The organism is Microcoleus sp. D2_18a_D3, from assembly GCF_036702455.1.
GTDB lineage: Bacteria > Cyanobacteriota > Cyanobacteriia > Cyanobacteriales > Microcoleaceae > Microcoleus.
In genome coordinates, this window is record NZ_JAUBTK010000128.1 from 1 (window position 1) to 12,666 (window position 12,666).

9 protein-coding genes are annotated in these 12,666 nt (G+C 49.1%); 4 read left to right on the plus strand and 5 right to left on the minus strand.

Annotation, left to right across the window (positions count from 1 at the left end; translation table 11 throughout):
- Positions 1-60: 60 nt before the first annotated feature.
- On the minus strand, positions 61-282 hold the full coding sequence (locus QUB06_RS32290) for a hypothetical protein (protein ID WP_333438756.1): 222 nt from the start codon (positions 280-282) through the stop codon (positions 61-63).
- Between the two features lie 102 nt (positions 283-384).
- Positions 385-726: a hypothetical protein gene (locus QUB06_RS32295; protein WP_333438757.1), complete on the minus strand. Its 342-nt coding sequence runs from the start codon at positions 724-726 to the stop codon at positions 385-387.
- A gap of 128 nt (positions 727-854) precedes the next feature.
- On the opposite strand from QUB06_RS32295, the gene QUB06_RS32300 reads away from it, so the two are divergent.
- Positions 855-3,005: a hypothetical protein gene (locus QUB06_RS32300; protein ID WP_333438758.1), complete on the plus strand. Its 2,151-nt coding sequence runs from the start codon at positions 855-857 to the stop codon at positions 3,003-3,005.
- Between the two features lie 143 nt (positions 3,006-3,148).
- Here QUB06_RS32300 and QUB06_RS32305 read toward each other — a convergent pair whose 3' ends face one another.
- Together QUB06_RS32305 and QUB06_RS32310 are read right to left on the minus strand one after the other, a co-directional pair.
- A complete protein-coding gene (locus QUB06_RS32305; protein WP_333438759.1) occupies positions 3,149-4,093 on the minus strand; it encodes a hypothetical protein in 945 nt (314 codons plus the stop codon).
- Positions 4,094-4,187: 94 nt separating this feature from the next.
- Positions 4,188-4,352, minus strand: coding sequence for a hypothetical protein (locus QUB06_RS32310; protein WP_333438760.1), 165 nt, complete (start codon positions 4,350-4,352; stop codon positions 4,188-4,190).
- A 760-nt stretch (positions 4,353-5,112) separates the two neighbouring features.
- Between QUB06_RS32310 and QUB06_RS32315 the strand changes: the two genes are divergently transcribed.
- Positions 5,113-7,176 carry an iron uptake porin gene (locus tag QUB06_RS32315; RefSeq protein ID WP_333438761.1) on the plus strand — a complete coding sequence of 688 codons (2,064 nt, stop codon included), beginning with the start codon at positions 5,113-5,115 and terminating at the stop codon, positions 7,174-7,176.
- A gap of 369 nt (positions 7,177-7,545) precedes the next feature.
- On the opposite strand, the gene QUB06_RS32320 is transcribed toward QUB06_RS32315, so the two are convergent.
- Complete coding sequence (locus QUB06_RS32320) at positions 7,546-8,799, minus strand: FIST N-terminal domain-containing protein (RefSeq protein WP_333438762.1); 1,254 nt, start codon at positions 8,797-8,799, stop codon at positions 7,546-7,548.
- Between the two features lie 1,117 nt (positions 8,800-9,916).
- On the opposite strand from QUB06_RS32320, the gene QUB06_RS32325 reads away from it, so the two are divergent.
- Both QUB06_RS32325 and QUB06_RS32330 read left to right on the plus strand, forming a co-directional pair.
- Positions 9,917-10,153, plus strand: coding sequence for a Calvin cycle protein CP12 (locus tag QUB06_RS32325; protein ID WP_333167036.1), 237 nt, complete (start codon positions 9,917-9,919; stop codon positions 10,151-10,153).
- Positions 10,154-10,737: 584 nt separating this feature from the next.
- A complete protein-coding gene (locus tag QUB06_RS32330; protein WP_333438763.1) occupies positions 10,738-12,099 on the plus strand; it encodes a tyrosine-type recombinase/integrase in 1,362 nt (453 codons plus the stop codon).
- Positions 12,100-12,666 lie beyond the last annotated feature (567 nt).

The window sequence follows — 12,666 nt, forward strand, 5'->3', positions numbered from 1 at the left end:
AATATTTGCCCAAATGGAATTATCGAGCCGTACCCCAACCTGAGTAATTCATTAAGTTATTTATTTTTCATTCCTTATCACTTGTCCCGGCTGTGCGCCTCGCTGTGGCGGACTCCAATCGCCAACAGCCGCAAATCCCAGCCGATATAATGTGTGGATAGTTTCTAACACGGCCTTGCGGGAACCTAAAACCGTGATTTGCACGACTTCTTGTTCGGATGCTGCTGAGTCGGAATTTGGACGCTCGGACAAGTTATCGTCAGGCAAGAATTCCTGTGACATAATATGGTCTCCTGGTTTTTGGTTTTTTTCTAGAAAAACCCAAAAACCCAGCCGCCCCGCACGGTAACGCAAGCAGGGCGGCTACAGAGAATGCTACGATTCTCAACTAGCCTCCATACTGGTGTACTCAGTTTGGCGGTTAGCTGTCCATTGCTGCTGGTAACAGCTTTGGGCAGTGCAACTAGATTTTCGGGCGACGCGGGCTGCTTCCTCTGCAAGCAAAGCAACCTTAATTTCACAGCGTAGCCGCTTTGGGGGGCTGCCGTCAATCGATATGAGATTTTTGATGTGAGATGCTACCAGATGTTTGGTAAGTTGATCGCTGACAGGGAGACGATCGCACGGCGCGATAATTGTACGTAATATCAGTAGGGAAACGACGTTGCCTTGTCCGGTGGGGGGCTCTGCCGACGATCGCAAGGAAGACTTTACTGGAGCGCGCAAGCAGGGCTCTTGACCGAGACAGATGATAGGCTATAAAACATAAAGTAATTTAATATCTGTAGCTGTCGCTCAACCAACCACCACCAACCTGTGACGAATCAAGCGGGAGCCTTCAAGGGGAAACTAAAATGAAAAAATTAGAATTTTTGCTACAAAAAGAAGGCGATCGCGCCTGGTTGCCCCTAGAAACCTCCGACGTGGAAATTCTAGAAGGTAAATACCGCGTCGTTGCTCGCATTCAGCACCCCAACACCGACATCGAAATTCGCGTTACCCATACCTCCTTCGACCAAGGGGCGCAGCGCAAAGTCCAAAGCCGATCGGCCCGCACCAACCCCGAAGGATTAGTCGTGATCATTCCCTACACCAGGCTCAAACCCGGACTGTGGGAACTCTCCTGCTTGCCAGATCCTAAAGCAACACCACTAAAACCTTGGCAGTACGGCGTTCAGTTGGAAGTATTGCCCGCAGAATCGGAAACCTCCGAACCCCTACCGCCGATCGACCAAATCGAACCCGCAGCTTCCCCCGCCGCCGCACAAATCGCAGCACCGGTCGATCGCGCAGCCCCACAAATTGCAGCACCGGTCGATCGCGCAGCCCCACAAATTGCAGCACCGGTCGATCGCGCAGTCCCACAAATTGCAGCACCGGTCGATCGCGCAGCCCCACAAATCGCAGCAGCCGCTGAGGCACCGCAGCAGACCAAAATCTACCAATTCCCCATTCCCCAAACCCCCGAACCCAAACCGGGTGTCAAACTCGAACTCGTCCTCGATCGAGAAACCTTTGTCACCCAACTCGGTCGCCCCTTAATCATTTCCGGCAAAATCGACATTCCACAACCCCCCCAACAAAGCAGAAAAACAGCAACTCTCATCCCCGAATCCGAAGCAATAGAACTCAAACAACTCATCGGTTCAGCACAACTGCAAATTTACCTGCGCGACCCCCAAACCTCAAAAATTCTCGCAGAAATCCACCAGCCGATGCCAGAACAAGTTCCCCCCTGCATCTTTGCCTGCGTCACCTACATTCCAACCGAATGCAAAAGCCGCCTAATTTTAGGAGAAGCAATTCTCAGTAGCGGCGGCGTCACCCTAGCCACCAAACTATTCACAATTACAGCTCGTTTAGAGCACCTTCTACAGGAAATTAAAGACAATTTCATCGAAGAAAAGCATCAAGCCGAACCCTCCCCAACAGCCTCAAAACCGTCTGGAAGCGCCAAAAATATATCCTTCCTCAAGCTAGTAGAAAAATCCTTAGACCCTCCCTCCCCCGCTGAAGCCCCAACCAAGGAAGCCCTACCCCCTCTACTGGCTTCGCGTTACACCCCAAGTGCAGGCGGTCTAGAATTGCCCGCATTTGGTAACAAACTGCCCGACAGCAGCCGATCGCAATTGCTCTCGGAAATATCCAATTCGCCTCGAACTGCCGCAGAGTCGATCGACCCACAAACCGAACCCTCAGACATCCCCACTTCCCCTAAAATAGCGGAAATCGGAGCGATCGACCAAAAACCCGAAACCAGCCCCGAATTAGAAAAACCAGCCCCAGAAACCCAGCCAGCACCCACAAAACAGGCATTTCAAACCTTAAACGTCGAAAGTCGATTTTGGTCGCGACTGAGTTCCCTAGCCAGCAACGGCGAATCCCCGGAATGGCTCAAAGCAACCACCCTGTCACCAAGTCCAAAAGCCGCCGCAAATAGCAGCGACGAAATTGCCGTTGTGGAAGAAAGCAGCCCAACCCAGCAGCAACCCGAAACCAGCGAAACAATTTCCGACCCCAAATCCACTAGCCCGGAAGCCAGAGAATTTGTGGTTTTTGACGAACCCCCGCAACCGAAAAAAGTTGCTCAAAAAACCGCAACTGTCGCTGCAGAAGACACTCCCCCAACTCCCTACGTTTTGCCAGAAGACGAGTTAGTACCGATGCCCATTTTGGAATTGCCGCGGGCCGAAATCCTCGCGGGTCAGGCTGTAAAAGTGCAAGTGCAACTGCCGGAATTAATGCCCCGGATTTATGTAAAAGTTTGGGTGTACGATCGACAAACCTACCTGATTCTCGACGGGCCGCGTTGGATTACCGAATTTCAATCTAACGGGTTGGGAAAAGTCCGAGCAAGTGTCGAGTTAGAGATTCCTTACGGGTGCATGGAAGTCGAATTTGAGGCGATCGCCGTCGAAATGCAAACTCAGCGGGAAAGCCACAAAATAAGCGTTCACCGCCAAGTTTTACCCCCAGCCGGGCCAACTTTGCCTCTCGAAGGTTAACCCCAATTAACATCTCGGTTCATCGGCGATCCTGTGTGGTTAAGAAAAGCCTCTTGACCGAACACTATTAGAAAAAGCTGGATTTGGCGGCGAGAAATCTAGGGATATTCTCGGTTTCTCGCCCCGCGCGCGCAAGAAGTAGTCTACTTACCAGTCAACTGCCGAAACTTCTTCTTAAACTTATTCTTATACACGTAGATCGATCGCTGTAAATCTTCAACTTGCAGCGACATATCGGCCGCCAAACCCGTGCGGTTCCAAACATCCTCCTGACACTTGCGGCGGCAAAAATTCATCGGTTCCGAGTAAACTTTCCCACTAGATAAAGTTGGCTTCGGCCCGCACCAGTGAATCACAGTCGCCTGAGTACGATCGCCCGCAGGCCCGTTTGACTCAACCGGAAACTGCTTTCTCAGCAAATCCTGGTCAAAATCCGGCACCAACAACTGCATATCCACATTCTGCACCCGCAGTCGATTTTCTTGTGCCGCCCGGAAAATCATAAAGTTCAAAAACCCCATTTCTCCGTACTTAAATATCCCCGGATTTGCCGCCGTAAAATCTAAAATTTCCACGTATTCTTCCAAGCTAAAGACGCCGCGTTTAGCAAAGAAAGTACCCGTGCAGAAATAGTTCGATCGCGATTCCGACCACCGAAAATTTGGGAAATGCTTCTCAACGCCCGGAATGTCAAAGAAAAATTCCGAAACATCCGCATCCCGGTAATCGTAACAAGGCTTGTCTACAATAAAATCAAAGTCTTGAAAATTAGCCAATTTGAGAACATCGCCCCAGACGATCGTATCGGCATCCAAAACCATAAAATTTGACCAAGGACTTTCCCAGAAAGCAATCATTTTAGTTTTTCCCCAACCAAAACTTCTTTTTCTGAGAACTTCTTCAGAAACAGTTGTGCGATCGATCACTCGCACCCCATAGGCTTTTTCCAAAGCACTCACAGAAAACGTACCGTCAATCAACAGACAAATCGGCACATCTCCCAGGAAATAGCGGATGCTAGCACAGCAACCCTTAGCAAACAGATAATCTTGGTCGCAGCAGGCAATAATAATACCAAAATCTTCCATAAACCCTCACTCTTGTACTAATACCAGTTACCCAAAATAATGCAAGTGTAGGCCCGTGTTTCCAACTTGTATGTCATCAGTTATTTCCAATTCTTTAATCGAAAATCGAAAATCGAAAATGGTATAACTGGCCCAACCACAGCGTTTCGGTTTTTTGTTCTGACAGCTCTATTTTTGAGTTTGGCATTTTAGCCAGCTTAGCACTAAATTCCTGCGATCGTCCGTAGGCAAAAACATCGTTAAAACCTCTAGGAATCATGGATCTAGTGGTCTGTCAAGCCACTGAGCTTTCCTTGCGCCAACAGCGGGTCAAGTACCACCAGTTCAGTGGCACTCAAACAACAAAAAAGTTGTGTTAAAATAGCCGGAAATTAAACCCGCCGACGAGCGGAATCAAAAATGGCGATCGCCGTGGCAAGTCCCGACGGCTGGGAACCTCAGAAAACCAAAATTGGTCAAGTCTGAAATTGGGTTCGGACGAGGTAAATTTACCATCCTCGATCCCTCAGTTCCCGACTCCTGGCGGGAAATAGCCCCCTCCGGGCCGCAACGTTTAAAGTTAGGTTAAAAAGCTTGACATAAGAGGATAGAAAGCTGTATAAGGAATGCGACAAGCATCCACAATCCTACCTATAACTGTCTGTTAAGTCTGGTGTAACCGAGGACTCTGGGCAGTTGTCAGTTAGAGGCAGATTGTGGTCGATCACGTACAAGCAGTTGTCGCTCCCCTGCAGAGCAACTCAAGCAAATCTGGCGATCGAGAGATGAAATTAGCAGGTGATGGTATAATCAGCCGTAAGGTAATGTGGGCTTGACCTGAATTGATGCCTGGGCGGTACAAGGGCCGGGCCCGCTACGTTCAAGCAGAAGTAGACACGCCTACTGTGAATCAACGGTGAATCAACAGTTATGGATAGGTTCTATTTTGGCAGTTATTGTCAACAGGCAAGCAACCACAAAAATTAGCAGTTGGGAATGGCTGCTCGTCGAGTTGAATAGAGTGTGAAGGTGTGAGGAAAATGAACAGAACTTTTTGGAATTTACTGCTAGTATCCCCGGCAATTCTGGGGCTATCATCAGTCATGAGTGCCACTGCGATCGCCGCAGAAGCGACCGCAACCGCTGAAGCAAACCAGCTAGCTAAAGCTCAGTCATCTGAGTCAAAAATTGCAGAAATAGTTGCAGAACCAGTTGCAGAAATAGTTGCAGAACCAGTTGCAGCAGCCCCTGCTGCCCCAGAAAAGCTGGCTTTAAACAGCAGCGTCGAAGCTGCCCAAACCCCGGTCGTTAACGAAGCAGACGCTGAAAAACTCGCCTCAATCGAACCACAAACCAGCGAAGCAGCACTGCAAACAACACTGCAAACAACAGGGAGCGACATCGAGTTAGCAGCCCCAATCGCTCCGGCCAGCGCCGCAGCAGCGGCTGAACCCCTAGCAGCAGCAGGCACTGCCGAATCCTCGCCCCAAGCATCAGACTTGGCAGTGCAAAGCAGCCAGACAGAAGTTGCTGGGAAAATTGAAGTGCCGGCAGTCGCCAGCACCCCAGCTACTAAGGTAGAAATTGCTCAGACACCAGCCGCCGGAATGGGTGGCCCCATCGTCCCTGTCGCTCCCCAAGCGCTGCCGGCCCAACCGTCGGGAACGATGTCCCAGGTGACATCAGTTACTCAGCTCTCCGACGTGCGCCCGACAGATTGGGCATTCCAAGCCCTGCAATCCCTAGTCGAACGCTACAGTTGTATCGTAGGTTATCCCGACGGCACCTACCGCGGCAACCGCGCCCTGACTCGCTACGAATTTGCAGCCGGCGTCAACGCTTGCTTAGACAACATAACCAAACTAATTGGGTCAACAGGTAACTTGGTTACCCGAGACGACTTAGCCATCCTGCAACGCCTGCAAGAAGAATTTGCAGCCGAACTCGCTACCCTGCGCGGACGAGTAGACGGCCTAGAAGCTCGCACCGCAGAACTCGAAGCCAACCAGTTCTCCACCACCACCAAATTGGCTGGAGAAGCCATTTTTGCTGTCAGTGACACCTTCGTCGGAGATGGTATCCGCCTTGAGGACGATAGAACAGTCACCAACTTCGGATACCGGGTGCGGTTGAACTTCAACACCAGCTTCACCGGTCGAGATTTGCTCAGAACCCGCTTGCAAGCAGTCAACACCGCCCGCTACGATAGAGCCACGGCTACCGGTACCAACATGGCTCGCTTGGCCTTTGACGGCGATGATGGCAGCCAATTCACACTAGACGAAGTGTACTATCGGTTCCCGATGGGTGCCGCTACAGTCTTTGTCGGTCCTAAAGGACTTGACCTAGATGAAATTGCAGACCAAGCTTCTACCTTTGGTAACTCTACGAGTTCGGGTTCACTTTCCAGATTTGGAGTTCGCAACCCGGCCGTATTCCGCGGCCCGCAGGGAGCAGGCGCAAGTGTGAGTTTCAACTTGGGCAGCCTGCGAGCTACCGCAGGCTATCTCGCAGGCGACGGCGATGCTCCCAACCCAGCAGACGGCAGGGGCGTTTTCGACGGTTCTTTCAGCGCTCTGGGTCAGATCGGCTTTTTTAGCAGACCGTTTGACTTGGGCTTGACTTACACTCGGAAATACAATCGGGCAGGCGATGTTAACCTCATGGGCGGCGTCGGCAGTGCCTTGGCTAACCGGCCCTTCGATCAATCACCCACCGCATCAGATAACTATGGGGTGCAAGTTAACTTCAAACCCAGCAGTCGCTTTCAGATTGGCGGTTGGTACGGTTATACGAAGGCTGAACAACTGCGGGGCGGCAACAATGACGCTACCATCCAGAATGGTGCTATCACTGTGGCCCTGGGAGATTTTGCCCGACAAGGCAACGTCCTCGGCTTCGTCTTCGGTGTACCGCCAAAAGTTACCGAGAGTGATGTCGCCAGAAACCGCAACACCTCTTATCACTTAGAGGGTTTCTATCGCTTCCAAGTCAATGACTTTATTTCGGTCACACCGGGCGTTTACGTGATTCTAAATCCCGAACACAACCACAGAAACGACGATATCTGGGTCGGACTCCTCCGTACTACCTTTAGTTTCTAAGGTTTCCATACATCTAGTTACAGCTAAAAGCGGCAGGCGACTGCCGCTTTTAGTTATTGCTCATCAGTCGATTTTAGATTTTAGATTTTAGATTTTAGATTTTCAACAGTCATTAGTCATTAGTCATTAGTCATTAGTCATTAGTCATTAGTCATTAGTCATTAGTCATTAGTCAACAGTCATCAGTTAACAGTCATCAGTCAACAGTCAACAGTCAACAGTCAACAGTCATCAGTCAACAGTCAACAGTCAACAGTTAACAGTCAACAGTCATCAGTCATCAGTCAACAGTCATCAGTCATCAGTCCTCAGTCATCAGTCAACAGTCATCAGTCATCAGTCATCAGTCATCAGTCAACAGTTCACAAATTATGAATTCTGGCGGCAAATTCCGAATACTGATGTGTAGCCGTGCAGAAATGTGCTACCGCCGACGGGGCCGATTTCGCCGTTGCAGAAAAAGCCACTCAGGGGAATGTTTTTGAGGTATCGGCCAAACAGTCGGGAGTCAAAGTTCGATTCGCCGTAAAGCCCTTCACCGCGCCCCAGACAAGAGAACATCAAGGCGCCGGCGCTGGATGTACCACTGTACTCGGCGGCCCGCTGATAGCGATCGAGCAGCATTTCTAGGTCTTCTGCGGAGGTGCGCGCGTCCCGCAGGTGAAATTGGATGCGCTGTCCGGGACGGACTCGATCGCCGATCGCAATTGCTCCCACTTTGGGATCTACTCCCAACAGATTGCGGATTAAAAAATCTCCCGGCTCTAATGTCAGCTTGAATTCATCGCTGACTAAGCCTACAAATAACGAGTGCTGGGCTAATTCTCGGTCTTCTTCGCTCAATGTTTGAACTAACTCTCGCAGGGCCTCTAAGGGCGATCGCTCGATCCCCGCGCTGCCCGTATCGTCGGTTTGTTCTTCGAGTTTCAGCAAAATATTGCGCTCTCCTTCCGTCACCCGATAAGGATGCCCGATCGGCCTGCAGCCTTGAGCTACGATCGTTTCCAAAACTATATTGCCGCTCAAAGCTACCCCAACCGTCCCTTCTCGGTAAAGGTGATAGTCGCAAAACAGCGCCGCGCCCCTGCCCGCACCGTCCCCCCCAGCGAGTCCCCCTACCTTCGCCGCGCCCGGATAAGCATAATCTAGCCCTTGCAGCAAATCGTTAATTTTTGCTGAAAAGGGGTCGGCCAAGATGATGAACTGCGGTTCTTCCTGGGCCGGCACGCCCAAGAGATCCACCCAAGTATCCGGGGGACTATCTAAGTCCGGCAGTTCTTCTGCACCGACGTGAAAAGTTCTGACATTCACTCCCGGCAAACGGGCCAGACTCAGGCTGACTGCGGGAGCTCCCTCGACTTCTTCGGTGAGGCCGCCCCGGTTCGTGCCGATGACTCCTCCCCCGCCACAGCCCAGGATCGCGGGCACTGGGAGCAGTTCTCGGAGTAAAGGCATCAGCCGAGAATACTCGCTGGCAAAGGCAGACGAGATAAATATCAGCGCTAAATCGGCCCGGCCTTCTAGGTCGCGATCGGCTTGTTCTATAACTTCTTTGAGGGCGGATTCCAAAGAGGGACGGGTTGATAAAGCGCTGACCCATTGCATTTGGTTTTGGGTGTACATAAGGCAAACTTCTCTATAAAACTATCTCTATACATTAGGCTAACCGGAACTGGCCGCTGGGGGGACGGTATTCTTGGGCGATCGATTCCCCCTCGATCGCCGTTCTTGTGTTAACATAAGTTAACATGAGTGTCCCATTAATCTGTTAACTGTTAAATCCCGTGTTCAGCTAAATCTTAAAAGATAAAGCTCAATACAGTTTGACACACCAACCTCGTGTAATGTTTTCATCAAAAGTAAGGTTGGCTCGACCTACATTGATGCCTGTGTACTAGAATCCGCCTACGGGCTAGTAAAGCAGGAAGTAGAGACGGCTGCTGCGCTCATACTTAAGGATGGTTTCTCTCTGGGCTGCTGCAACAGTCGCGCCTCTCAAGCTATTATTAGCTGGGGTCGCCAGACCGCAACAGCACATCCAACCCAAACTAACATCCAAAAAGAAAACCTTTCTTACTTAATAAGGTCAACGACCCAGGTCTAAAGACACGCTCGCTTCGAGCCTAAGACTTAAACCACAGTTGACCAGCCTCAGACTTTAGAGGTCTACGTTTTTTGAGTTATGACACCAAGCGGCTGCTTAGCTAGTCCCTTGCTCTGTCGTTAACGGTTAAACATCTTTATTTGGGTTAAGGACGTGCCGTTAGCCGAACAAGCTCACTAAACAAAGGCGCGTGCTAACATTACCTAGAAATAGGTCGGGGACAACCATATTCTCCTACACTTTCCTACCAACAATTTTTGTCAGTAACTCAGGGCTAAAGCCACTGAGCTTGTAAGAGAAATCGAAGCAAGCTGTACTGACCAGCCTAAGCCTTAACTGGCTAAGTTTTTTGAGTCACGACACCCTGGAATGCGTAGCTAGTTCCTTGCTCTGTCGCTGAAGGTTAAACAGTTCTAAAGTCACTGGAACAGTGCTTTCAGCCTAACAAGCTCTTAAAACATTGGCGAAGCTAACTTTACCCCAGAAATGGGAGATTGAGGCAATCATACCTCACCGGAGAGGTTGATTAAATTCCCTCTCCAACCCCGCAAGGGGATTCAAGGCGATTGAAATCGCCGAGTCGTTTTCCACGAGCGGGCTAAAGCCGCTGAGTTTCCCACTTACCGAGTTTTTTTTATGACAACAACACCCGCAGGCAACATCCAAGAGAAAATTGAAGAAGAACTAGAAAGCGCTCGTACCGTCTGTGACGCCAAGGGCGCTACTTCCGGGGAATGCGCGGCGGCGTGGGACGCAGTTGAAGAACTGCAAGCAGAAGCTTCCCACCAAAAGCAAGTCAAACCTAAGAATTCCTTTGAAAAATTTTGCGACGACAATCCTGACGCTGCTGAGTGCCGCATCTACGAGGAATAAACGAGCCCTTTAGCTCTATGCCTTCCCTCCCGCGCCGAAATCTAACTTTTGGCGCGGGAGAATTTTATTTGAGGGGTTGAGCCTTTAGGTAATGGCGAGATTTGCCCTCTATCCCAATACGGTTCAAATCCGCCAGCTTCCCCCTCGCCTCCCAAAGGGGACAAGAATTTGCTCTTGCGTCCCCCAGGGGGGGCGAGGAGGGGAAGGAGATATCTCAGGAATAAACAATTTTAACTCAAGCGTATTGCCGTCTATCGTCTCTCAAGTACCCTTCAAAGCGCGCCAAGTACCTTAGAAAATGTAGCAGTAACTAAAACATTAAGACGGTGTTCTGGTTCCTGATTTTTTAGCATTTTTGTAGTAAAATTTGTGACAAATAAGTGAGTATATTTTCCCAAAGATGTTGAGTCTTTTATTGGCAGCCACCGGGCATTGGTTTCAACCGCTAGTCTGGATGCACTAACGACTTAATATGCTATATTAGGTCTACAGCTTCATTCACGCTATGCACATAGCTCGATTTACCGAGGTTTGCTAGAAAGTTGATAGAAGCTGAAGCCCTTACAGAACCTTGAAAAATCAATATGTACGCCAAAACACAAGCCATCCCTGAGACGGTCAAAGTTCAGTCCGATAACGGTACTCTCCGATTGCAGTTCAGTACCAAGTACAACCCTATTTTTGGGGGGAAGCGCAAGCATCAGGGCTTAAGCCTGAAGGATACACCGGACAACTGGCAAAAAGCGATCGCAATTGCCTACCGGATCGAAGGTGATTTACAGCATCCAGACTGGCAACAGTTGTTTGACCCTAGCTTTGCCAAGTACGGCTTAAAAACTAAGTATGCTGCTGAACTCAAACTAGCAGCACCTATCCCAGAACCGGAACCTGAGATGACAGTTGGGGCGATGTGGGAGGATTACCTAGTTTGGAAACAACCGCAATTAGAGCCAACAACGTTTAAGACCAGTTTTGCCGGAACATACACCAATACCCTAAAAGGACTGCTCTGGAACAATCCTTGTCAATGCTTTGATGAAGTTGAGGGAGGCATTTACTCAATACCGATATCTTCATCGTGTACAGAAATATTGCTTACTCATCCCGTAAGCAAGCGTACAAAAGGGAAACTTTTGACAGCTCTCCAAGAAGCGTTTAATCGCTTACAGTCTCAAGGGAAAACAAGACTCACTAACAACCCTTTTGCTAGGACTAATAAAAGTACAGAGAATAAAATTGAAAAGTACAAATCAACTGTTAGCGTTGATGGTACTATTCGGCCGTGGTACGAGATACAGGATCTAGAATCTAACCCAGATGAACGCGATCGCCGTGCATTTACTAAGGAAGAACGTGACATTATTATCAAGGCATTCTATGAATCTGTTACTCCTAGTTTTTCTCATGCAGCCCCTTTAGTTGAATTCTTGTTTTTAACGGGTTGCCGTAGCGGTGAGGCTTTTGCACTAACATGGAATAACATAAAATTCGATAGCGGCCAAATTGTTTTTTATAAATCCTATGCTACCAGCATTAAGGATGTTAAGACTACCAAAAACAATGACGCTCGATTGTTTGTCATGTATCCAAAATTACGCGAATTGTTGCTGAAAATAAAACCTAAAAACGCCAAGATGACCGATTTAGTTTTTAGACAAATGAATGGCAATTCTTACAATACTGGTGGCTTGGGACGGGTCTGGATGCACAATGCCTCGCCGGACAGTACGAAATATTACTATCCCGGCGTGGTCACTCAATTAGTGGAAGAAGGTAAAATATCAACCTATCTCTCTCCCTACCATACCAGGCACACTTTTATTACATTACAAGCGCGTGCTGGTATTGATTTGACTTTGTTAGCAAGTATATGTAGCACTGGTGTTGATAAAATTCATCAACATTACCTAGAACACGACAAAACAGCAAAACCATTAGACATCTAACCCCTACCTATCTACCTACCGACCGACCGCCCCCTAAAAAGGGCGGTTTTTTATTGGCGATCGTCCGGGACGGGAGTAAGTAACTTTCACTCACGTTATGTGCATAGTGTGAGTGTTACTTAGTCTTTAAGCCTGTATTTCCTAGTGTAGCCGCCTACAATAGGCGGCTAGATGAAAAAATGCACCAAAATAGTCACTAAAAAACCCGGTTGTTACACCGGGACATTATCTACTTGTGTCACGTGATTGACGGTAGCTAGTTCCAACCTGTCGGTAACAAAACTTAACCCTATCAGGGATTGACAAATCTACTTACTCTTTGCGATCGTCTTAGATACAAGGAAGAATTCCGCGCAGCCAGCAAGGTTTGTGACACCGAGCTAACTGCGACTTCCCCAAACGTTAACGAACAACGATTGAGGGCATATTTATTATGACTGTCCAGAACGCCTGCGGCAATGTACAGCCGCAATTCTTAACGCGCGAATCTCTTTTTACTTCACAGTTAGCGCGTATCCATACATTTGACGGCATCACCCACGACAAGGCACTTGAAATACTTTACGA

Bases quoted from the DNA above. Each gene is read 5' to 3' on its own strand.
- QUB06_RS32325 (WP_333167036.1), top strand. From the start codon at position 9,917: ATGACAACAACACCCGCAGGCAACATCCAAGAGAAAATTGAAGAAGAA.
- QUB06_RS32320 (WP_333438762.1), bottom strand. From the start codon at position 8,799: ATGTACACCCAAAACCAAATGCAATGGGTCAGCGCTTTATCAACCCGT.
- QUB06_RS32315 (WP_333438761.1), top strand. From the start codon at position 5,113: ATGAACAGAACTTTTTGGAATTTACTGCTAGTATCCCCGGCAATTCTG.
- QUB06_RS32310 (WP_333438760.1), bottom strand. From the start codon at position 4,352: ATGATTCCTAGAGGTTTTAACGATGTTTTTGCCTACGGACGATCGCAG.
- QUB06_RS32330 (WP_333438763.1), top strand. From the start codon at position 10,738: ATGTACGCCAAAACACAAGCCATCCCTGAGACGGTCAAAGTTCAGTCC.
- QUB06_RS32290 (WP_333438756.1), bottom strand. From the start codon at position 282: ATGTCACAGGAATTCTTGCCTGACGATAACTTGTCCGAGCGTCCAAAT.
- QUB06_RS32300 (WP_333438758.1), top strand. From the start codon at position 855: ATGAAAAAATTAGAATTTTTGCTACAAAAAGAAGGCGATCGCGCCTGG.
- QUB06_RS32305 (WP_333438759.1), bottom strand. From the start codon at position 4,093: ATGGAAGATTTTGGTATTATTATTGCCTGCTGCGACCAAGATTATCTG.